General features: G+C 39.1%; 23 protein-coding genes and 1 other RNA gene. 17 read left to right on the top strand and 7 right to left on the bottom strand.

The features are described 5' to 3' along the window. The first annotated feature begins 124 nt into the window (after positions 1–124). From ACIQAA_RS03970 to ACIQAA_RS03960, 3 genes are all read left to right on the top strand, one after another. On the top strand, positions 125–1,312 hold the full coding sequence (locus ACIQAA_RS03970) for an acetate kinase (protein WP_402615250.1): 1,188 nt from the start codon (positions 125–127) through the stop codon (positions 1,310–1,312). A gap of 109 nt (positions 1,313–1,421) precedes the next feature. Next, complete coding sequence (locus ACIQAA_RS03965) at positions 1,422–2,258, top strand: EcsC family protein (protein WP_402615247.1); 837 nt, start codon at positions 1,422–1,424, stop codon at positions 2,256–2,258. A 1-nt stretch (position 2,259) separates the two neighbouring features. After that, positions 2,260–2,772, top strand: coding sequence for a MogA/MoaB family molybdenum cofactor biosynthesis protein (locus ACIQAA_RS03960; protein WP_402615244.1), 513 nt, complete (start codon positions 2,260–2,262; stop codon positions 2,770–2,772). A 160-nt stretch (positions 2,773–2,932) separates the two neighbouring features. Here ACIQAA_RS03960 and ACIQAA_RS03955 read toward each other — a convergent pair whose 3' ends face one another. Then, a complete protein-coding gene (locus ACIQAA_RS03955; protein ID WP_402615241.1) occupies positions 2,933–3,247 on the bottom strand; it encodes a hypothetical protein in 315 nt (104 codons plus the stop codon). 68 nt (positions 3,248–3,315) lie between these two features. Beyond that, positions 3,316–3,774, bottom strand: coding sequence for a universal stress protein (locus ACIQAA_RS03950; protein WP_402615238.1), 459 nt, complete (start codon positions 3,772–3,774; stop codon positions 3,316–3,318). Positions 3,775–3,877: 103 nt separating this feature from the next. On the opposite strand from ACIQAA_RS03950, the gene ACIQAA_RS03945 reads away from it, so the two are divergent. The 3 genes from ACIQAA_RS03945 to ald all read left to right on the top strand — a co-directional run bounded on the left by ACIQAA_RS03945 (position 3,878) and on the right by ald (position 5,680). Then, on the top strand, positions 3,878–4,036 hold the full coding sequence (locus ACIQAA_RS03945) for a hypothetical protein (protein WP_402615235.1): 159 nt from the start codon (positions 3,878–3,880) through the stop codon (positions 4,034–4,036). 143 nt (positions 4,037–4,179) lie between these two features. Then, entirely contained in the window at positions 4,180–4,398 is a 219-nt protein-coding gene (locus ACIQAA_RS03940) for a hypothetical protein (RefSeq protein ID WP_402615232.1), read from the top strand. A gap of 160 nt (positions 4,399–4,558) precedes the next feature. Then, positions 4,559–5,680 carry an alanine dehydrogenase gene (ald, locus tag ACIQAA_RS03935; protein ID WP_402615229.1) on the top strand — a complete coding sequence of 374 codons (1,122 nt, stop codon included), beginning with the start codon at positions 4,559–4,561 and terminating at the stop codon, positions 5,678–5,680. Positions 5,681–5,881: 201 nt separating this feature from the next. On the opposite strand, the gene ssrS is transcribed toward ald, so the two are convergent. Both ssrS and ACIQAA_RS03925 read right to left on the bottom strand, forming a co-directional pair. Then, positions 5,882–6,078: non-coding RNA, 6S RNA (gene ssrS / locus ACIQAA_RS03930), on the bottom strand. A 58-nt stretch (positions 6,079–6,136) separates the two neighbouring features. Continuing rightward, entirely contained in the window at positions 6,137–7,231 is a 1,095-nt protein-coding gene (locus ACIQAA_RS03925; protein ID WP_402615226.1) for a M24 family metallopeptidase, read from the bottom strand. A gap of 174 nt (positions 7,232–7,405) precedes the next feature. On the opposite strand from ACIQAA_RS03925, the gene ACIQAA_RS03920 reads away from it, so the two are divergent. The 3 genes from ACIQAA_RS03920 to ACIQAA_RS03910 all read left to right on the top strand — a co-directional run bounded on the left by ACIQAA_RS03920 (position 7,406) and on the right by ACIQAA_RS03910 (position 9,836). Next, positions 7,406–8,086: a metal-dependent hydrolase gene (locus ACIQAA_RS03920; protein WP_402615224.1), complete on the top strand. Its 681-nt coding sequence runs from the start codon at positions 7,406–7,408 to the stop codon at positions 8,084–8,086. A gap of 66 nt (positions 8,087–8,152) precedes the next feature. Beyond that, entirely contained in the window at positions 8,153–8,389 is a 237-nt protein-coding gene (locus tag ACIQAA_RS03915) for a hypothetical protein (RefSeq protein ID WP_402615222.1), read from the top strand. A gap of 127 nt (positions 8,390–8,516) precedes the next feature. Then, positions 8,517–9,836: a DRTGG domain-containing protein gene (locus ACIQAA_RS03910; RefSeq protein WP_402615219.1), complete on the top strand. Its 1,320-nt coding sequence runs from the start codon at positions 8,517–8,519 to the stop codon at positions 9,834–9,836. 41 nt (positions 9,837–9,877) lie between these two features. Here ACIQAA_RS03910 and ACIQAA_RS03905 read toward each other — a convergent pair whose 3' ends face one another. Then, complete coding sequence (locus ACIQAA_RS03905) at positions 9,878–10,186, bottom strand: YtpI family protein (RefSeq protein WP_402615216.1); 309 nt, start codon at positions 10,184–10,186, stop codon at positions 9,878–9,880. Between the two features lie 96 nt (positions 10,187–10,282). Here ACIQAA_RS03905 and ACIQAA_RS03900 point away from each other — a divergent pair, with 96 nt between their 5' ends. After that, on the top strand, positions 10,283–11,227 hold the full coding sequence (locus ACIQAA_RS03900; protein ID WP_402615213.1) for a DHH family phosphoesterase: 945 nt from the start codon (positions 10,283–10,285) through the stop codon (positions 11,225–11,227). 36 nt (positions 11,228–11,263) lie between these two features. Here ACIQAA_RS03900 and ytrI read toward each other — a convergent pair whose 3' ends face one another. Next, entirely contained in the window at positions 11,264–11,767 is a 504-nt protein-coding gene (gene ytrI / locus ACIQAA_RS03895; protein ID WP_402615211.1) for a sporulation membrane protein YtrI, read from the bottom strand. Beyond that, on the bottom strand, positions 11,764–12,099 hold the full coding sequence (gene ytrH, locus ACIQAA_RS03890) for a sporulation membrane protein YtrH (RefSeq protein WP_045524254.1): 336 nt from the start codon (positions 12,097–12,099) through the stop codon (positions 11,764–11,766). The genes ytrI and ytrH overlap by 4 nt, the downstream gene beginning before the upstream one ends. A 342-nt stretch (positions 12,100–12,441) precedes the next feature. Between ytrH and dnaE the strand changes: the two genes are divergently transcribed. The 7 genes from dnaE (at position 12,442) to pyk (ending at position 22,907) form a co-directional block, all read left to right on the top strand. Beyond that, complete coding sequence (dnaE, locus tag ACIQAA_RS03885) at positions 12,442–15,804, top strand: DNA polymerase III subunit alpha (RefSeq protein WP_402615206.1); 3,363 nt, start codon at positions 12,442–12,444, stop codon at positions 15,802–15,804. A 129-nt stretch (positions 15,805–15,933) separates the two neighbouring features. After that, positions 15,934–17,172, top strand: a complete 1,239-nt coding sequence (gene ystJ, locus ACIQAA_RS03880) for an NADP-dependent malic enzyme (RefSeq protein ID WP_402615204.1) — start codon at positions 15,934–15,936, stop codon at positions 17,170–17,172. Positions 17,173–17,179: 7 nt separating this feature from the next. Next, positions 17,180–17,803, top strand: coding sequence for a FadR/GntR family transcriptional regulator (locus ACIQAA_RS03875; RefSeq protein WP_402615201.1), 624 nt, complete (start codon positions 17,180–17,182; stop codon positions 17,801–17,803). A gap of 203 nt (positions 17,804–18,006) precedes the next feature. Further along, positions 18,007–18,882 (top strand): acetyl-CoA carboxylase, carboxyltransferase subunit beta, encoded by an 876-nt coding sequence (accD, locus tag ACIQAA_RS03870; protein ID WP_402615198.1) that lies wholly within the window; start codon positions 18,007–18,009, stop codon positions 18,880–18,882. Further along, positions 18,876–19,850, top strand: a complete 975-nt coding sequence (gene accA / locus ACIQAA_RS03865; RefSeq protein ID WP_402615195.1) for an acetyl-CoA carboxylase carboxyl transferase subunit alpha — start codon at positions 18,876–18,878, stop codon at positions 19,848–19,850. Before accD ends, accA begins: the two co-directional genes overlap by 7 nt. 299 nt (positions 19,851–20,149) lie before the next feature. Continuing rightward, positions 20,150–21,109, top strand: a complete 960-nt coding sequence (pfkA, locus tag ACIQAA_RS03860) for a 6-phosphofructokinase (RefSeq protein ID WP_402615192.1) — start codon at positions 20,150–20,152, stop codon at positions 21,107–21,109. A 37-nt stretch (positions 21,110–21,146) separates the two neighbouring features. After that, positions 21,147–22,907, top strand: coding sequence for a pyruvate kinase (pyk, locus tag ACIQAA_RS03855; protein WP_402615612.1), 1,761 nt, complete (start codon positions 21,147–21,149; stop codon positions 22,905–22,907). The last annotated feature ends 15 nt before the right edge of the window (positions 22,908–22,922 follow it).

Genomic DNA, 22,922 nt, shown 5'->3' with positions numbered 1-22,922 from the left:
TATACAGTGATTAAATGAGGTGATGAAAGCAATAAACGATGTCTGTTTGAGCAAAATAACCTTGTACGGCAAAAAGGACCTTCCCCGAACCGATGTTGTTTTTATAAAAGGAGCGGTAAACGAAATGTCTAAAATTATTGCGATTAATGCAGGTAGTTCTTCATTGAAATTTCAATTATTTGAAATGCCAAGTGAAGATGTTATTACGAAAGGAATTATTGAGAGAATCGGATTAAATGATTCAATCTTTACTATTTCTGTTAACGGTGAAAAAATTACTGAAACAACTGATATTCCAGACCATGAAGTTGGAGTAAAAATGCTGCTTGATAAGCTCACTACTTTAGGTATTATTCAATCTTTAAATGAAATTGAAGGAATTGGTCACCGCGTGGTTCATGGCGGAGAAGAGTTTAGTGATTCTGCTGTTATTACAGAAGAGGTACTTAAGAAAATAGAAGAATTATCAGAGTTAGCTCCATTGCATAACCCTGCAAACGTTACAGGAATTAGAGCTTTTCAAGCGGTACTTCCTAATATCCCAGCTGTAGCTGTTTTCGATACAGCTTTCCATCAGACCATGCCAGAAAGTTCTTATCTATACAGCCTTCCATATGAATACTACGAGAAATACGGTATTCGTAAGTACGGATTCCATGGAACAAGTCATAAATATGTTTCACAGCGGGCTGCGGAGCTTTTGGGTCGTCCGGTTGAACAGCTTCGCCTTCTTTCATGCCATTTAGGGAATGGAGCTAGTATTGCTGCGATAGAGGGCGGCAAATCCATTGATACATCTATGGGCTTTACACCTCTTGCAGGGGTTACAATGGGAACACGTTCAGGTAACATTGACCCTGCGCTTATTCCATTCATCATGGAAAAAACCAATAAAACCGCTGAAGAAGTTCTTGATGTCCTAAATAAAAAGAGCGGAATGTTAGGTGTTTCTGGTTTCTCTAGTGATTTAAGAGATATTGAAATTGAAGCGCGTAATGGAAATGAACGTGCACAGTTGGCATTAGACGTATTTGCCAATCGTATTCATAAATATATTGGTTCATATGCTTCACGTATGTATGGCGTCGATGCCATCATCTTTACTGCTGGCATTGGTGAGAACAGTGATGTAGTACGTGAGAAGGTTTTAAAGGGTCTAGAATTTATGGGCGTTTATTGGGATCCAGCTTTAAATAAAATCAGAGGTGAGGAAAGATTTATTAACTATCCTCATTCACCTGTAAAAGTAATCGTTATTCCTACAAATGAAGAAGTAATGATTGCTCGTGATGTTGTTCGTTTAGCACAATAATTCTTGAATAAAGGCAGACTGTCGAAAAGACGGTTTGCCTTTTCACATTTTTTAAGTATATCTTTGTGATATACTGGTAAGAAAAAAGGAAGTTAGGAGGGGATTGCCTATGCCATTAACGGATCGGGAAACAGAGGTATTGAATGAAATTAGAGAGTGGGAAAAGCAATTATTAAACTACGAGGCAAATGATTTACAGCTTACGTATGAAAAGTATTTAGAGCGTTCTTTCTCTTTATTACCTGAAAAAGTTCAAAGTCAGTTTTTTTCTGTTATTGATACTTGGTTGTTCCATTTGCACGGTATGATACAGGGCTCCCAAATACAGATGGACGCAAAGGAAAGAATCCTATCTTCCGGTCGTGTTTTTAATAAGGATTTGTATCAAATTGAGGATTTAACAAAATTAGACATTGATCAGTTACAGTACATAGCCATGCAGCAAATTGCAAGGCACCGAGTATATTCCTTTGCGCAGGGGGGCTTAGCGGGGACTGGTGGACCGCTCCTTTTGGGTACTGATATTCCAGCAATGGCCGTAATTAATTTAAGGGTGGTACAATTAATTGCCATGACATATGGTTTTGAGGTGAATACACCTTATGAAATGATGAGTTCATTAAAGGTGTTTCATACTGCGACTTTACCTCCTCGTCTGCAAAAAGAGGGATGGTCGGTGTTGATGAACGAAATGAAAACCAGCCGTGATCATTATTTTTATGAGGGAAATGAAGAAATTACCGATGTAACTTGGCTGGAACAGCCGATCCAACAATTACTCAAAGCTATGGTCATTACGTTGTTCCGAAAAAGGCTTATTCAAGGTATTCCGCTGATTAGTATGGCCATTGGAGCAGGGACTAATTATCAATTAACCAGGAAAGTTACGGAATTTGCCCATAACTATTACCAATTGCGCTATCTTAATCAGAAAGAGGAAATCTAAGATGAGTACAACCCAGCATAAGCAAGGAGCCCCAAAGACTGTAAATTGTAAAGTAATTACCGTGAGTGATACGAGGAATAAGGATACAGATAAAAGTGGCAAGCTGATGATGGAATTGCTAGAACAAGCCGGGCACGCCATTGTTGACTATTGTATAGTCAAAGATGAAGCAGCTCCTATTAAAGAGGCTATCTTACAAGGCTGTGAGCGCGAAGATATTGATGTCATCCTAACAAATGGAGGGACAGGAATAGCAAAGCGCGATGTCACGATTGAAAGTGTTCAAAGCATACTAGATAAAGAAATAGTTGGATTTGGAGAATTATTCAGGATGCTGAGCTATCAAGAGGATATTGGCTCGGCAGCTATACTTTCACGGGCAATTGCCGGTGTAGTAAAGAATAAAGGTGTCTTTTCTACCCCAGGCTCTACTGGAGCAGTAAAGCTTGCTATGAATAAGTTAATCCTTCCGGAGATTGGTCATGTAGTGAGAGAAATTAAAAAAGATTTATAGGATAAAGAGCTCCCAATACAGGGAGCTCTATTATTGTCCAGCTCCAGGCGCCATCGGCTCGAGGTCAGAAGCCAATCCGTCCAGAAGGTTAAAGAACAACCTTCCGGCCGGCTCGTCTTGTGCTTGTCGCCGATAGACGGGCGCCTTGCGCTTTTCTTATTTAATTATGCATTTTTTCTGTAACGGTTTGATTTGCTCGATACCATAACCATAAATCATTAATGATGGAAGCTAGTTCAGCTATCTCACTGTTTAATTCACATGATTTTTTAAAATTACTTTCATTCGAAAGTTGTGCTTGTTTTTGATTAATCGTACTTTCAAGTTCTGCAATCCGATCCGGAATGGAACCTCGAATTTTTTCCCAATGAAACAGGATTACCTGCTGTGTTTCCTCACTATAGTGAGCCCATTCCATTTCTAATTTGGGAATTGAAATGCCAAGCCGTTGATCGTAGGAAAAATGTTCTTTCATGTATTGGCCTCCAAGACGAGTTATTCCTTTTATTTTACAACACATCCGGAAAGCATTCACGATTTAATTTAGTCTAGTTCAAGAGCTTTTTGTGTGCGGACAATGAGGACATCACATGGGGAGTAACGAGTAATATGTTCTGAAACACTGCCAATCAAGAATCTTTCAACTGCATTCATACCAGTGGCGCCGCAAACAATTAAATCAATATCATGTTTTTTAGCGATTTCCTTTGGAATTTTCACTTTTGGAGATCCGTATTCAATTTCATGGTGAACATGTGTAACTCCTGCATCTATGGCTTGGGTTTGATATTTTTCCAGCATATCAATGGCAAGCTTGTTTGCGCGTTCGGCAATATCTGGGTCATATGAATCAATTAACAGAAATGACCTTGTGTCGATAACATGTGCTAATAGCAATTTTGCTTCGTTTCTTTTAGCAATTTCAATCGATTTTTCTAATGCCCACTCTGATTCTTTTGAACCGTCAATGGCAACTAAAATATGGTCATATCTTCCTCCCATGTGAATCCCTCCTTACCTAAATTATACATTATTTTCTAGGGATAAATGTTTCAATTTTTCGAAAAATAATAGGGTAATTATCCATAGAAGGGAGATGGGACATATGTCTAAACAGGATCCGAATAAAACATTTTCATTTGAGTTTAATGAACAAGGGACAAATGAGATAAGTGAGCTAATTATGGATTCATATAATAGCGGATATATTGACCAAGAGACAGGACAAATCAGAAGTGAGATTTTCCAAAATAACGAGGAATAGCAAACTTAACTCGCCCAGCCGGCGAGTTTTTCTATGCTTATGTCTATTAAAATTATTAAACGCAGGGACATTAACCCAAGAATTAAGTTTTCCTTGTGCATATTCTTTAGTGTGGTAAGTATAAAATGAGGAGGAAAAGATTTATGCACATGAATCAAAATGATATGAGGTTTGGCTTCGGCTTTGGACGCCCTGGCTTTGGTTTTGGCCGCCGTCGATTTGGATTTGGATTTGGATTTCCATTCGGATTCTTAGGGGGATTAGCTCTAGGGGCAGCATTAAGTCCACGGCCATACTATTATCCGTACCCGCCATATCCGTATCCATATTATTATCCGTATCCGTATTACCCTTGGTATTAAGCAATCTGTAAATAAAAAGCTTTGCTTGGTGCAAAGCTTTTTCCCTTTTAGTAATATTATTTTAAATAGATTTGGGTTCTAAGGATTTTTTTGGTAAAATGGAAGTGTTTTCAAAGTAAAAAGAATTTAACTTTGAACAATTTAAATTGGGGGTTAGTACATGCGGATCGGCGTTCCTAAAGAGATAAAAAATAATGAAAATCGTGTTGCGATGACACCTGCAGGAGTTTTTAACATATTGAAATTCGGACACGAGGTTTATATTGAAAAAGGAGCAGGACAAGGTTCTGGTTTCACAGATGATGATTACGTTTCTGCGGGTGCAAAAATAGTAGAGACTGCATCTGAAGCATGGTCAATGGAAATGGTAATGAAGGTTAAAGAACCTCTGCCAAGCGAGTACCAATATTTCCGTGAAGGATTAATTCTATTTACATACTTACATTTAGCTCCAGAGCCTGAATTAACAAAGGCTTTAATTGATAATAAAGTAGTTGGTATTGCTTATGAAACGGTGCAGCTGCCTAATAGATCATTACCTTTATTAACGCCAATGAGCGAAGTAGCTGGAAGAATGGCTGCACAAATTGGAGCCCAATTTCTTGAAAAGGTTCATGGCGGAAAAGGGATTCTTCTTTCTGGGGTACCTGGAGTGCAAAGAGGGAACGTTACGATTATCGGCGGCGGTGTAGCGGGAACAAATGCTGCGAAAATGGCAATCGGACTTGGGGCAAAAGTTACGATCATTGACTTAAATCCAGATCGTCTCCGTCAGTTAGATGATATTTTTGGATCGGATGTTACCACCCTGATATCCAATCCTTATAATATCGCTGAAGCTGTGAAAGGTTCTGACGTTGTTATCGGCGCAGTGCTAATTCCCGGAGCTAAAGCTCCAAAACTAGTAACAGAAGAAATGATTCAATCCATGAATCCAGGCAGTGTCGTAGTTGATATTGCCATCGACCAAGGCGGTATTTTCGAGACAACTGATCGGATTACTACGCACGATAACCCAACGTACATTAAACATGGTGTTGTCCATTATGCCGTTGCGAATATGCCTGGGGCGGTACCAAGAACATCAACCATCGCTTTAACAAACGTGACAGTACCTTATGCGATCCAAGTTGCCAATAAAGGTTTTAGAAAGGCATGCCTTGAGAATGAAGCCTTACTAAAAGGAATCAATACACTTGGAGGTTTCGTAACCTATGAAGCGGTGGCTGAGGCCCATGGATTACATTACTCTGATACCAAAACATTACTTGGTCAGATGTGAAAAATGAGGACTATTTAGCCAACATTGTTGTTTAACGTTGTGTGAATGCACCCTTAATTCGGACAGGAGTGCTATTGGAATCATCCAAGCTGTCAGAATGCACTCATTATTCGGACAGCATGGTTTCCCCAAGCTTTGTCTGATTTCAAAAACAAGGAAAAGCCAGCTTCATAAAGAAGCTGGCAGTTTAATTTCATAGATTATATAGCCGCATTTGCCGTACCTCATATAAGAAAGTTTTAAACCACCACTCCTCAAAGTGGGTGTTCGCAGAAGCCTTCCTGCTTGTCCTCCATGTCGTATAGACAGAGGCTTGTCATTATAGCTCCGATAGTAAAACTCCCTTTTACAGCTTAAAGGTTAAAACTTTATTATCACTACGAGCAACGCAGCTTGTATTAGTATAATACTGCAATTCCTTCAATACTTCAATGGTAAAAAAAACTAAATTTCTTATCAAATGATTTGCAGTTCTTTAGGGAATTTTGTTAAGACCCTGGCTCCGTCAGCAGTTATATAAATATCGTCTTCAATACGCACTCCTGCTGTACCAGGTACATAAATGCCTGGTTCAATGGTATACACCATTCCTTCTTCAATAACCAATTGGTTTGTTTCTGTCATCGAAGGATACTCATGTACACTTATGCCTAATCCGTGCCCGAGGCGGTGCGGGAAGTATTCTCCGTAGCCCGCATCCGCAATGATTCTTCGCGCCGTTAAGTCAACTTCGGCTGCAGTTACACCTGGTTTACTTGCCTCTAGAGCCGCAAGTTGTCCTTTTAAGACGGTATCATATATTTCTTTCTGTTTTTCATTTATATCACCATACGCAACAGTTCTCGTAATATCTGAACAATAGCGATCCACCACTACGCCTAAATCGAATAGGACTAAATCACCCTTTTGGATTTTCGTACTGCCTGGATTACCGTGAGGGGAAGCAGCATTTGCACCTGTCAGAACCATGGTTGAAAACGACATTTCGGTTACGCCCTTTTGCTTAAGTGCATACTCAACAGCATTAAGAACTTCTAATTCTGTTCTGCCTTCTTTGATTTCACTGCAGCCGACTTCTATGGCGTAATCTGCTAAGGCGCAAGCTTCTTCGATAATTTTTAATTCTTTCGCATCTTTAATCATCCGCAGCCTTCTTAACTTTTCTTCAGCAGAAACAAAAGCAGCACCTCTGAATAAAGCAGATAGCTGTTCGTAACGTTCTACATTCATATGTTCTTTTTCGATTGCGGCCTTTTGTAAATTGTTGATTCTTTTATTAATTGAAGTATGTATTAATTCCCATGGGTTATCGATGTCGCTATATCCAATAATTTCATGGTTCCAGCCTGAGGATTTAACATCATAAACCTCCATTCCTGGACATACGAGAAAGGGCTCTTCTTCTTGAAAGACGGCTAAAGCAAGTAAACGTTCATGTGGATTTGAGAAAAATCCGCTTAAATAAAACACATTTTCAGAAGAGGTGATAAAGCTGACTTCAATTCCATTTTCTTTCATCCATGCTTGAAGTTTGTGTAAACGTTGGTTCATTTTTTTCTCCTCCTAAACTAAACATTCCTATTTGAGGGTATCAATTTTAAATCCATGTGTAAACAATCTTACTTTAGCATGTGCTAAAATACTCCAATTATGGATATAAATGAGGAAGGAATCTAGAAGTTTTTATTGAAGTACATATTATAAAGTTTTTGGAGGAGATGGCAGATGAAAGTATCTTATCATGGACATTCGGTTGTTCAAATTGAATTAGGTGGAAAAAGAATAATCATTGATCCATTTATTAATGGTAATCAATTAACTGATTTAAAAGTGGAAAATCTAAACACAGATATAATTATATTAACTCATGGTCACAATGATCATGTTGGAGACACGGTTGAGTTAGCCATAAGAAACAATGCACTAGTGATCGCCAATCATGAGATTTCTACATTTTTAAGCTGGCAGGGTGTAAATACGCATGCTATGCATATTGGCGGTGCCCATCAATTTGATTTTGGAAAAGTAAAATTAACACAAGCTTTTCATGGATCAAGCTATACGACAGAAAATAATGAAATGATCTATTGCGGTATGCCTGCCGGAATCCTATTTATGGCAGAAGGAAAAACAATCTATCATGCTGGTGATACAGCATTATTTTCTGATATGAAGCTTATTGGTGAAAGACACCCGATTGATTTAGCATTCTTGCCAATTGGTGATAATTTTACAATGGGGCCGGAGGATGCAGCCTATGCCGCAAAATTATTAGGAGCTAAAATAATTGTCCCAATCCATTACAATACATTCCCGCCAATTAAGCAGGATCCTAAACAATTTATTGAAATGCTTGAAAATAAGAATGGGAAAGTTCTAGAGCCTGGCGAATTTATAGAATTATAATACTTTTTTATCCCTTCTCTGCATAAAGTGATACAAGCAGTAAGTTTTGAGGGGAGACGAAAAGAATTGAAAAAAAACAGATATTTACTATGCCTTTTACTTTGTGGTTTTATGCTTTATTTTGCTGTCCCAAGACTATCTATACAAGCTGAAGGTCTTGAAGGAATTTTTGGCCTGACCTGGCTTGCGTTTGCGTTAATTGTTATTGCAGGAAATCTTACAGCCATGTTATATAGCCCAAAAAAGGCAGTGAAAAAACGGCAGCAGCTACGAGTTAACAAAAAATCCCGCTCTTATTATTAATAGCTATACTACAAAGGGAGCCTGTAAAAACGGCTCCTTTTGTGTTGGTTTATTAGTCAAATTAATGGTATAAATAATATATCGATTATTATTATTAATCAAAGGGTTATAGAAATGGGTGAAGGTCTTGGCTACAAAACATGAACAGATTCTGCAATATATTGATGAACTTCCTGTTGGGGAAAAAATATCAGTACGGCAAATCGCCAAGGCGATGACTGTTAGTGAAGGTACAGCTTATCGAGCAATCAAGGAAGCTGAGAATAAAGGTTATGTAAGTACGATCGAACGTGTAGGCACGATTAGGATTGAACGGAAGAAAAAAGAGAATATTGAAAAGCTTACCTTTGCGGAAGTCGTTAATATTGTGGAGGGTCAGGTTTTAGGCGGGAAGACTGGCTTGCATAAAACGCTGAATAAATTTGTTATCGGTGCCATGAAACTTGAGGCAATGATGCGCTATACAGGTCCTGACAACCTGTTAATTGTCGGAAATCGTACACAGGCGCAGGAGCTTGCATTGAAAGCAGGTGCTGCTGTCTTAATAACCGGTGGTTTCGATACCGACGACCATATCAAGAAGCTTGCTGATAGTCTAGAAATGCCGATAATATCAACAAGTTATGATACGTTTACAGTGGCAACCATGATAAATCGGGCCATCTATGACCAGTTAATAAAGAAAGAAATTATACTGGTTGAGGATATCCTAACACCGCTTACTGAGACCTATTATCTTAAAACCTTTGATAAGGTTTCTAGGTGGCATACTCTTAATCTTGAAACCACCCATAGCCGTTATCCTGTTGTGGATCAGAACATGAAGATTCAGGGAATGGTAACTGCTAAAGATATCATGGGGCAGGATTCTGATACAACCATCGATAAGATCATGACCAAACAGCCGATGACTGTTTCTGGTAAAACAAGTGTTGCCTCCACAGCACATATGATGGTTTGGGAAGGTATAGAGGTCCTTCCGGTCGTTGATGATGCTAACCGGCTGGAAGGGATTATTAGCAGGCAGGATGTTTTAAAAGCACTGCAAATGAATCAACGTCAGCCGCAGGTAGGAGAAACGCTGGACGACATCGTCACTAACCAAATGGTGTTAATGCGCGGTAGAGCAAAAGGGGAAGAAGTATATACTAGTGAAGTGACTCCGCAAATGACGAACCATCTTGGAACCATTTCCTATGGAGTTTTCACAACAATTGTTACTGAGGCAGCGAATCGTATACTGAGAAGCTATAAAAAAGGTGACCTTGTTGTTGAAAACATGACCATTTACTTTCTAAAGCCTGTTCAGATGGAAAGTGTGATAGAAATCTATCCTAAAGTGCTTGAAGTTGGGCGGAAGTTTGGAAAGGTGGATGTCGAGGTCTTTAATGATGGTACCTTAGTTGGAAAAGCAATGATGATGTGTCAGCTGATTGATCGGAATTAAGAAAAAAAGCCGCTGCCAAAGGGGTAAGCGGCTCTCATACATTACTGAGCATTATAGCTTTCAGCTTCTTCTGCAGCAAATGGCAGGTAATGTTTATATTTTTTCACTCCCACCCAGGTAAATACTGCTCCATAAACAATAAAGATTACTGAAACAATTGTTGTTACAGTCGTTTGTGAAATGAAGAAGATATGGTTGATGCCAAATAAACCGACAAACAACCCTAGTGCTATATTAGATTTCGCAGCAAGCCATTTCTTTTCAACTGGACGGCTGCTTCTAAAATACTTGGTTTTATAGAATAAATAGAAAGCAAATAGAATGACAATCAAAAAAACTAGCGCAGACATTAAATTTCCTCCAAGTCTAAAATTCTCTTGTTCATTGTACATATTATTTTAACAAAATTCTACCCTTGCTTTCAAAACAATAGAGAGGTGTTCACATTGAATAACAAAATATTAGAAATGATCGAACAATATGAAACAATTATCGTCCATCGCCATGTCCGTCCTGATCCGGATGCTTATGGGTCCCAATGTGGATTAGTTGAAATCCTAAAAGCCTCATATCCAAATAAAAAGGTGTTTGCAGTTGGAAAAGAAGAAAGGTCGCTCCATTTTATGCGCCGTTTGGATTCCATTGAGGATGAAGTGTATAAAGGAGCCTTGGTTATTGTTTGTGACACGGCAAATGAGGAGCGAATTTGTGATCGAAGGTATACATTAGGCGATAAACTGATTAAAATAGACCATCATCCAAATGAAGATCCATATGGTGATTTATTGTGGGTCGATACGACGGCAAGTTCATGCAGTGAGATGATTTATGAATTTTACTTATTTGGGAAGGACAGAGGGTTAAAATTAAATGATGCTGCTGCAAGGCTGTTATTTGCAGGAATTGTTGGAGATACAGGAAGATTCCTATTTCCGAGTACTACAGACAAAACCTTTGCATATGCTGGTGAACTCATTCATTATGATTTTTCTCGTACTGAACTGTTTGACAAAATGTACGAACGTGATACCAATATCATTAAATTAAACGGCTACATTCTTCAAAACTTTGAAATGCAGAATAATGGTGTAGCTTCCGTCATGCTGACAAAGAAACTATTGGATGAATACAACGCAGAGCCATCTGAGGCTTCCTTGCTTGTCGGAACTTTAGGCGATGTAAAAGGTATTAAAGCATGGGTGTTTTTTATTGAAGAGGAAGATCAAATCAGGGTACGTTTACGTTCAAAAGGACCAGTCATTAATGGAGTTGCAAGAAAGTTTAAAGGCGGGGGGCATCCTCTTGCCTCCGGTGCATCGATCCATTCGTGGGATGAGGTTGAGCATGTAATAAAAGAACTTAGCGAAGTATGTGACAACTATCAACAATAAAGAAAGAATCGGCCGCAAATTTCCGGCCGATTCTTTTTATTGTTCAAATTCTATTTCTAGTTGAATAGAGAGGGTGGTGAAGATAACCATTTCCCTCACCTTCAGTTTGTACCGCTTGTCATTTATTTTAACGGGTTTATTTTGAATGATTTTCTTGATTAATTCTTTGCTTTTATAGACAGTATCAATGTCCTTTGCAATCATCATACTAATGTCATCTTTTACTGCATCTTCAATTTCTGAAACACTTAGTAAGTCTAGCTTGTATTTTTCCCAATTTGTTATTTTAATATTGATTTTCTGAATGGTTAGCTGCTCGATGGTCCGTTTATTTATCTCTTTATACTCTTCCTGCCAGATCTTTTTTTCTTCCTTTAAATCAACGATTTCTTCGCTTTGTTTATCAATTAATGCAGTATGCTTCTCCAGCCAGACACCAAAAATATAAATAAAAATACACCAGCTGATCGCTCCGCCAATCACCATCCCCGCAAAAAAACGCTGCCAGGCTGGTCGTCGATAATAGGGTGGAATTCTCACGATATATACTCCTGTGTTAACCAGTTGATAATCAGTGCACCTGTCTGGGCACCGCCTAATGCAGATAGGATAATAAGGAGCTGTTTAAAAATGTCCCTTGTTTCTGCATTAAATAGGCCTCTCTCAAAGGTGTAAACGGCATCAAACGTTCCGCCAATAGCTGCGACAATTGCCCATATTCTTAAGTCTGTTGACAGCCTGTAAACAGCTGTAAGCGGTGGTTGTCCAGTTAGAAATGCTGCGATTCCGCCAATTAAGGAACCCCCAAGAATAACGCCCAATGCAATAAAATAACTTTCAATAAACGTGGGAAAAAAACCAATTTCTTTCATAACTTCAACCGCCCTCACGGAGTATCAATACCTTTATACATTTATATGGACAAACGCCACTGAATATGATTTTTATAATTTAGATGTGAAACGCTGAAAAGATATTGGCACTCTGTTGATTTGCGCGGAAGGCACGAAGACTCCTGCGGGAGGACGGGGCAGGGGAGACCCCGCAGGCGCTTAAGCGCTGAGGAGGCTCCCCGGACCGCCCGCGGAAAGCGAAGTGCCTGGAGCGCAAATCAACAGACAAATTTACATAGCCATAAAATAAGAACATATTTTCCTTTTTTTGAGTTTGGCTCTATAATATAAGTAAGAGTTTTTATTGGAAGGGGTGACAAAATGTCTTTTATTCACCTTCATGTTTATAGTGCATACAGCTTGTTAACAAGCACAGCATCGGTTCAAGAATTGGTTCATAATGCAAAGGAAAAAGGATTTAAAGCAATCGCATTGACCGATAGAAATGTTATGTACGGAGCGATTGAATTTTATAAATTATGTCTAAAAAACGGCATTCAACCGATTATGGGTTTAACGGTTGATGTAGAAAGTGAAAACAAGAAGGAAGAATCATTTCCGTTAGTTTTACTTGCTGAAAATGAAAAAGGATTTAAAAACCTCTTGAAAATTTCTAGTGCCGTTCAAACAAAGGCGGCAAACGGTATCCCTTTTAAATGGTTAAAACATTACGCAGAAGGTCTTATTGCCATTTCTCCGGGAATAGAAGGAGAGATTGAACAAAATTTATTAAGCAATCAACAAGAAGAAGCGATCATAATCATTAAGAAACTTCAGCTTATTTTTGGCAAAAAGTCATTTTTTCTAGCTGTCCAAAACCATCATTTAGAGGACGAAGCAATCGTAACACAGAGGATTCGAAGTATTGCCGAGGAGCAAAGTATTCCATTAGTGGCAACAAATAGAGTACATTACATAGAACAAGAAGATATGTTTGCTCATGAATGCCTATTAGCGATAAAAAATGGAGACAAACTTCAGGATGAGCACCGAGAAAGATTAGAGAGCGATCAATTTTATTTAAAAACTGTAAAAGAATTGATGGAAGTATTTTCAGAATTACCCGAAGCGTTAGAGAACAGTATTACAATTGCTAAAAGGTGCATGGTCAATATCGAATTGAACAAAACCTATTTACCTGAATATCCGACAGAGAACAAGCAGCCAGCGGAAGAATACTTGGAAATACTGTGTAAAAAAGGGTTAATGGAGCGCTTTGCTTCCCCTTCTCAAGAACACTATGAACGATTGTCTTATGAATTATCGGTCATTAATTCCATGAAATTTAGTAACTACTTTTTAATCGTTTGGGATTTTATGAGATATGCAAGAGAGCATGGTATTTTGACCGGACCAGGCAGGGGATCAGCAGCTGGATCACTTGTTGCCTATGTTTTGTATATTACCGATGTCGACCCGCTGGCACATCAGTTATTGTTTGAACGCTTTTTAAATCCAGAGCGGATATCGATGCCGGATATAGATATAGATTTTCCGGATCATCGTCGTGACGAAGTAATAGAATATGTTGCAAAAAAATATGGAGAATTACATGTTGCACAAATTGTAACGTTTGGAACCATGGCTGCTAAGGCTGCGCTAAGAGATGTTGGCAGGGCTTTTGGACTGAATACTAAGGAATTAGAACAGCTGTCAAGACGTATTCCATCACGCTTGGGAATTAACCTTAAAGACGCATATAAAGAATCGCAGTCACTTAGAGCTTTTATTGATGAAAGCCCGATGAATCGAAAGCTGTATGAAACCGCATTAAAGCTAGAGGGATTGCCCCGTCATACCTCAACACATGCTGCTGGTGTCGTTATTAGTGAGAAACAGCTCATTGAGTTAATTCCCATTCAACAGGGACATAATCAGGTTTATTTAACTCAGTATTCGATGGAACATCTTGAGGAAATAGGCTTACTGAAAATGGATTTTCTTGGGTTAAGAAATCTATCATTAATCGAATCGATAGTTTCTTCCATTCATAAGAAAACCGGAAGAAAAGTAGATATTAAAACCATACCATTAAATGATGAAAAAACATTCGAACTGTTAGCAAGAGGAGAAACAACAGGGATTTTCCAGTTAGAATCAGACGGGATGCGGAAGGTATTATTGCGGTTGAAACCTTCACGGTTTGAAGATATTGTTGCGGTTAATGCGTTATATCGTCCTGGACCAATGGAGAATATTCCGCTATTTATTGACCGGAAACATGGGACCCAAGCAGTAGAGTATCCACATGAAGATTTGAAACCCATCTTGGAAAATACATATGGAGTCATCGTATACCAAGAGCAAATCATGCAAATTGCCTCTACAATGGCGGGTTTTTCCCTCGGTGAAGCCGATTTACTGCGGAGGGCGGTAGGAAAGAAGCAAAAGGATGTGTTGGACAGGGAGCGAAACCATTTTGTCGAGGGTGCCCTGAAGAAAGGTTATAATGTCGCACTTGCTAATGATATTTATGATTTAATTGTTCGATTTGCAAATTATGGTTTTAATCGCAGTCATGCAGTGGCATACAGTTTGATTGCATACCAGCTTGCCTATTTAAAAGCCAATTACCCCCTTTATTTTATGGCTGGGCTGTTAACATCAGCAATTGGGAATGAAACCAAAATAGCCCAATATATTTTGGAAACAAAACAAAAGGATATTGAAATCCTGCCTCCTTCCATTAATTACAGCGGGTTTTCCTTTCAAGTAGAGAGGTCTGGTATTAGATACAGCCTTGCTGCGATTAAAAGTGTAGGTGCGGCAGCATTAAGAGAAATTTTTCAAGCAAGGAAAAGTAAAAAATTTGAGGATTTATTCGATTTCTGCACAAGGGTATCTTCAAAAGCGATTAATCGAAAAGCACTGGAGGTTCTCGTTCATTCTGGAAGCTTTGATGAATTTAAAGAAGATCGTGCAGTCATGCTTGCAAGTTTGGATGTTGCCCTGGAACACGCGCAATTATTTAAGGTGGATGAAACAAGTCAAGTAGAGTTGTTTCTGGAGGAATTTCAGCTTAAACCGAAATATGTGCAAGTTGATCCTATTAGACTAGAGGATAAGCTTGCTTTTGAAAAAGAGGCTCTTGGCTTTTACCTGTCAGATCACCCAGTCTCCATTTTTGAAAAAAGACTTAAACAAGCTGGAGCAAATGCATTGCTTGAATTATCCGCGGACCATAAACGAGCAGCTGCTGGTGTTTATATCACATCTTTACGAAAAATCCGAACAAAAAAAGGGGATTCGATGGCCTTCTTGAATGTTAGTGATTCCAGCGGGGAAATGGAAGCTGTCGCTTTTCCAGTTGTGTACAAAAAATATTATCACCTGCTTGAACAGGGGCAATTTGCTGTGATAGAAGGGAAAGTGGAAGAACGAGATGGGGAGCTTCAATTTATTATCCAGCAAGCAGTTGAAATGGATACGTGGTTAAGCTCGAAACCTAAGCAGGAGTCGATTTTATATCTAAAAATAGCCAGTGAAAAACAAGATGAGCACTCCTTAAATCATTTAAAACAATTATTTAAGGCTAATTCTGGAAAAACAAAAGTCGTTTTACATTATGAAACCAGCAAGAAAACGATTCGACTGGGCAGTGAGTTTATGATTAACCCTAGCGGTAATCTTATGAGAATATTACGGGAGTTTCTAGGAACAGACAATGTAGTTTTAAAAGAATAATTCTTTACAACTCTTGCAGATGTGTTATAGTGGTAAATGAAGATGGGTGTGGTCTGACCACTAAAAAACAGACTAGGATTCATTGTATTTAACGATATCTTTTTGTACTAATTTAAGGGGTGACATATCTTGACATTACGGGAAGAAGCACTACATATGCATCGAATTAATAAGGGAAAGCTTGAGTCAAAATCAAAAGTACCAGTAAGAAATGCCAAGGATTTAAGTTTAGCGTATTCTCCGGGCGTTGCCGAACCGTGTAAAGATATTTATGAAAAGCCTGAAACGGTTTACGATTACACAATGAAGGGCAATATGGTTGCTGTAGTGACTGATGGTACAGCAGTCTTAGGTCTCGGAAACATTGGACCGGAAGCTGCACTTCCAGTAATGGAAGGGAAAGCAGTATTATTCAAAAGCTTTGCCGGCGTCGATGCCTTCCCAATTTGCTTAAACACAACTGATGTCGAAAAAATTATTGAAACTGTTAAGTTGCTCGAGCCAACATTTGGCGGCGTGAATCTTGAAGATATCGCTGCACCAAATTGCTTTGTCATTGAGGAACGTTTGAAAAAAGAAGCAAATATTCCTGTTTTCCATGATGATCAACATGGTACTGCTATTGTTACAGCAGCAGGTCTTGTTAATGCATTAAAGCTGATTGACAAAAAGATGTCTGAAATCAAAGTGGTTGCGAATGGTGCTGGAGCAGCTGGAATTGCAATTATAAAATTATTACACAGTTATGGTGTACGAGATATTATTATGTGTGATACGAAGGGTGCCATTTACGAAGGACGCCCGCAAGGAATGAATGACGTCAAGGCAGAAGTAGCAAAATTCACAAATCGTGATAATCTTTCTGGAAGCCTTGAAGATGTAATAAAAGGTGCCGATGTGTTTATTGGCGTATCCGTTGAAGGTGCTCTAACGAAAGAAATGGTTGCTTCAATGAATAAAGACGCAATCATATTTGCTATGGCAAACCCTACTCCAGAAATTATGCCGCATGAGGCAAAAGAAGCGGGAGCAAGAGTGGTAGGAACGGGCAGATCAGACTTTCCAAACCAGGTAAATAATGTATTAGCCTTCCCTGGCATTTTCCGTGGGGCACTAGATGTACGGGCTACACACATAAACGAGGAAATGAAAGTGGCAGCTGTTGAGGCAATAGCCAGCTTAATAAATGAATCTGAACTGAATGAGGATTATGTCATCCCTGCACCATTTGATCCGCGTGTTGCGCCTGCAGTTGCTGCCGCAGTAGCAAAAGCAGCAATGGAAACGGGTGTTGCACGATTAAAAGTTGACCCTGAAGATGTAAAGGAAAAAACAAAAAGGCTCGCTATTATAGGTAAAAGTGAGTGATTGCTTAGTGACAAATACTAAAGTATATCTTGAGATTGTTAAACAGCTAAGAGAGATGATAGCTGCAGATGATTTGAAATCTGGAGATAAAATCCCATCTGAACGGGAATTATCAGAGCGCCTGAATGTCGGGCGCTCTTCCGTTCGGGAAGCTTTAAGAGCTTTAGAACTGTTAGGTTTAATCGAAACGAGACGTGGTGAAGGCACCTTTATCCGAGATTTTCGGGGAAATCAGCTTGTACAACTGCTTGGGACCTTTATTCTTCAAGATAAGAAAGCAAAGTTAGATGTAATTGAAACAAAGAACCTAATAGAGATGGATTTTCTCCGGTTAGTTCTTATTCGAGCTGATGAAAAGCAGTTCGGGAAGCTTAAGAGCTTGGTTGAAGCCGATCAATTAAATGATGATCAATTTTTTTATCAACTGATTGAACTGGCAGACAATTATTTGTTTTCAAGGATATGGTTAATATTAAAGGACTATCACCATTCATTAAGTTTAAAAAACGTTGAGTATAATCGTGATAGCTATTTAATGTTAATCGAAGCCTTGGTTGAAAAAGATGAGGAAAAAACATTATCTGCTTATCGCCAATTAAGAAATTTGTCTATTTTAACCGACAAATACTAACAGATTTTGAAGTATTTTTCCTTTATGATGATAGACAAGCAATCAAGCCCAATTGGATGTGGGCATTTTTAATGTTTTGGGTGGTCTGACCAATTTTAAAGGGTAGGTTTGAATTGTCATTATTTAAGGAAAGACTTCAAATAAAGAATGATAAAAAACTTTGCCGATTGGCAGATTTTTTCGAACAAAGGAGGTTGGACAAATTGCTTAAAGAGCTTTTTACAAAAAACACGACTAAAAAGAAAAAATATGCAACGATTCCTACCGAGGCAGCGAAAAATGATGTACCTGAAGGAATCATGACAAAATGTCCGTCATGTAAAACAATCATGTATACAAAGGAACTTAATAAAAATTTGAAGGTTTGTTTACATTGTGGGTATCACTTTGCAATGAACGCAAAAGAACGTATTATCAGCTTTTTAGATGAAGACAGCTTCAATGAAATCGACGAAAACATGGTTTCTGAGAACCCATTGAACTTCCCTGATTACTTGGAAAAAGTAGAAAAAGACCGTCAAAAAACGAAGATTAATGAGGCCGTCGTAACTGGCTCCGGAAGTGTCAACGGAAATAAAATTGTGACAGCCATTATGGATTCTACTTTTAGAATGGGCAGTATGGGTTCAGTTGTAGGTGAAAAAATAACCCGTGCAATTGAAAAAGCGGATGAAATGTCAGTGCCATTTATTATTTTCACTGCCTCTGGCGGTGCTAGAATGCAAGAAGGCGTCCTTAGCTTAATGCAAATGGCAAAAACTAGTGTAGCATTAAAGAGATTTAGTGATAACGGCGGACTTATTATTTCGATTATGACTCACCCAACAACTGGCGGTGTTTCTGCCAGCTTCGCCTCATTGGGTGACTATAACTTTGCAGAACCAGGTGCATTAATCGGTTTTGCAGGGCGCAGAGTTATCGAACAATCCATTCGTGAGGAACTGCCTGAAGACTTTCAAACAGCGGAGTTTCTATTAAAGCATGGCCAGCTGGACGCGATTATTTCTCGTCCTGAGTTAATCGATAAAATCACAAACTTACTTGAAATTCATCAACCAGGAGGTGAGCTCGAATGGTAGGGGAATTAGAATTTGAACGCCCGATCGTGCAATTAAGAAATAAAATTGCCGAAATCAAAGAGTTTACAAAAACTGCAGATGTTGATTTATCAGCCGAAATTGATAAATTAGAATTACGACTTGAAAAACTTGAAAAAGATATTTATAACAACATCAAGCCATGGGGTCGTGTTCAAATCGCCAGACATCCAAATAGACCCACTACATTAGATTATATTTCTAATCTATTTGACGGTTTCTTTGAATGTCATGGAGACAGATCATTTGGTGACGATGAAGCCATTGTCGGCGGTGTTGCGAAGTTTCGCGGGCTTCCTGTTACCGTCATTGGCCATCAAAGAGGGAAAGATACCAAAGAAAATATCCGCAGGAACTTTGGTATGCCTCATCCGGAAGGCTATAGAAAAGCACTTCGTCTAATGAAACAGGCGGATAAATTTAAGCGTCCAATTATTTGTTTTATTGATACAAAAGGTGCTTATCCAGGGAAAGCTGCAGAAGAACGGGGACAAAGTGAAGCCATTGCGCGTAACCTATTTGAAATGGCCGGACTTAAGGTGCCAGTTATTTGCATCGTTATTGGTGAAGGAGGAAGTGGTGGTGCCCTTGCTTTAGGAGTAGGTAACCGCATGTACATGCTTGAAAATTCCACTTACTCTGTTATATCACCAGAAGGTGCAGCGGCAATTTTATGGAAGGATTCAGCCCTTGCAAAGAAGGCAGCAGAGTCTATGAAAATAACAGCACCTGACTTAAAGGAACTAGGCATTATCGATGATATCATTCCAGAAATTAAGGGCGGTGCACATAAAGACGTTAAGGGGCAGGCAGAAGCGATTGACAATTTCTTGAAGAAATCCATAAAGGAACTTTTAGAACTTTCCGAAGAGGAGCTTGTTGCTGATCGCTATAATCGATTCAGAACGATTGGCGAATACTCTTTTTTAAAGGATTATATAAGTATCTAAAACGTGCTCTTTGGGCACGTTTTAATTTTTGGAGATTATTTTCCATTTCACAATTATGTCAACAAATATCCATTTTGTGTAAATGATGGCGTTTCCATTTTTTAGTTAAGCGTTTCCAGTTAACCGATAATTCCGTCTATTAAATTTACTAATATGATTGAGTTGTTATAGGGGCCTCTTTAATGGTATTTTATAAATATTCCCGGATTTTCTGTAGATAATAAATGAAGTACTTGTAAAATGAAAACTCCTATTTAGATATACATAAATATTTTAGTAAATCACATGAGGTGGTAGAAATGAAAAAAATTGGCGTTCTAACAAGCGGCGGAGATTCACCTGGTATGAATCCAGCAATTCGGGCTGTAGTTCGAAAAGCAATATATCACAATGTAGAGGTTTATGGAATTTATGGCGGGTATACTGGTTTAATTTCTGGAAATATAAAAAAACTCGAGCTCGGCTCTGTAGGTGATATTATTCATCGTGGAGGCACCATGCTGCATACGGCACGATGCCCAGAATTTATAACACCAGAGGGACAGCAAAAAGGAATTGAGCAGTTAAAAGCACATGGAATTGAAGGGCTTGTTGTCATTGGCGGCGATGGTTCTTATCGTGGTGCAAAAGCTTTGACTCAGCAAGGATATCCATGTGTAGGTGTACCTGGTACGATTGATAATGATATTCCAGGAACCGAACTAACAATTGGTTTTGATACAGCATTAAATACAGTTATTGACGCCTTGGACAAAATTCGTGATACGGCTACATCACATGAAAGAACCTTTGTGATTGAAGTAATGGGGAGGGACGCTGGTGACATCGCTTTGTATGCTGGTCTTGCAGGCGGTGCAGAGACCATCCTTATCCCTGAAGAAAACTTTGATATGGTTGAAATTGCTGAAAGGCTTCGAAAAGGTCAGGAACGCGGTAAGAAGCATAGTATCATCATTGTGGCTGAGGGAGTTTGCGGCGGCAATGAATTTGCAAAACAGTTAAAAGAAGCTACTAACTTTGACACTAGAGTATCTGTATTAGGGCATATTCAACGCGGTGGTTCTCCAACCGCAGCCGACAGGGTGCTCGCAAGCCGTTTAGGTGCAAGAGCAGTAGAATTGTTAATCGAAGGTAAAGGCGGACGTGCTGTAGGGATGGAAAGTAATCGTGTTGTAGATTACGATATCGTTGAAGCGTTAGAAAGAAAGCACGCGCTGGACCTAGACCTTGTTAAACTTTCAAAAGAACTATCTATCTAACCAGTACTAGTTGAATTATAGGAGGAAACAAAAGATGTTGCGTAAAACAAAAATCGTTTGTACAATTGGTCCTGCAAGTGAAAGTGTAGAAAAGTTAACCCAATTAATCGAATCCGGGATGAATGTTGCCCGATTAAATTTTTCCCACGGTGACTTTGAAGAGCATGGACAGCGTATCCAAAATATCCGTGAAGCCTCAAAACTAACAGGTAAGACTGTTGCCATTCTACTCGACACAAAAGGTCCAGAAATCCGCACGAATAATATGGTAAATGGAGCAATTGAACTTAAATCTGGCGACAACATTACAGTTTCCATGACTGAAGTCGAAGGTACCACAGAAAAGTTTTCAATTACATACCCAGGATTAATTGATGATGTTCATGTGGGCTCTAAAATATTATTAGATGATGGATTAATTGGATTAGAGGTCCTTAATATTGATAAGGCACAAAATGAAATTCAGACAAAAATCCTAAACAGTGGAACATTGAAGAATAAAAAAGGTGTTAACGTTCCAGGGGTATCAGTAAAACTTCCAGGGATCACAGAAAAAGACACAAATGATATCATTTTTGGAATCGAACAAGGTGTTGATTTTATTGCTGCTTCCTTTGTACGCCGTGCCAGTGACGTGATGGAAATTCGTCAGCTATTAGAGGAAAAGCAGGCTACACATATCCATATAATCCCTAAGATTGAAAACCAAGAAGGCGTCGATAACATTGATGAAATCCTTGAAATTTCTGACGGTTTAATGGTGGCACGTGGTGATTTAGGTGTAGAAATACCGGCTGAAGAAGTACCTCTTGTGCAAAAAATGTTAATCAAAAAGTGTAATGCGCATGGTAAACCTGTTATTACCGCTACACAAATGCTTGATTCAATGCAGCGTAATCCACGTCCAACACGTGCTGAGGCAAGTGATGTTGCCAATGCCATTTTTGATGGTACAGATGCGATCATGTTATCTGGTGAAACTGCGGCAGGAATTTATCCTGTTGAAGCAGTGCAGACTATGCATAATATTGCTTCTAGAGCAGAACAAGCGTTAGATCATAAAGAAATTTTATCAGCACGCAGTAAAGATACAGAACACAATCTTACTGATGCCATTGGTCAGTCTGTTGCTCATACCGCTTTAAATCTTAATGTAAATGCGATTATTACACCAACGGAAAGCGGTCATACTGCTCGAATGATTTCAAAATACCGTACAAAGGCACCAATCGTGGCAGTTACAGCCAATGAGCAAATTTGCCGCCGTTTAGCGCTTGTATGGGGTGTATATCCTCAGCTTGGAAGAATGTGCAGCTCTACGGACGAAATGCTCGACAGCGCCATTGAGGAAAGTGTGAACAGCGGAATTGTCAGACATGGTGATTTAGTTGTCATCACTGCTGGTGTTCCAGTTGGCGAAGCTGGTACAACGAACTTAATGAAAATTCATGTAGTCGGAGATATTCTTGCTAGAGCACAAGGAATCGGTCGAAAGTCTGCTTTCGGTAAAGTGGTAATTGCCCATAATGCAGGGGAAGCAATCGAGAAGGTTAAGCCAGGTTCCATTTTAGTTACGCTTGGTTCTGACCGTGATATGGTACCAGCGATTGAAAAATGTGCTGCTCTCATAACTCAAGAGGGCGGGTTAACCAGCCACGCAGCGGTAGTCGGCCTTAACTTAGGTATTCCTGTAATTGTTGGTGTAGAAGATGCACTTGAGTTATTTAGAGATGGTCAAGAAATCACTGTAGACGCGACAAGAGGTGTCATTTATAACGGGCACGCTAGTGTACTATAAAATCAGGAAAGAAGG

Source organism: Neobacillus sp. NPDC093182, assembly GCF_044754045.1.
The sequence above is the reverse complement of the archived record's forward strand: the minus strand, read 5'-3'. Positions and strand labels throughout refer to the sequence as shown.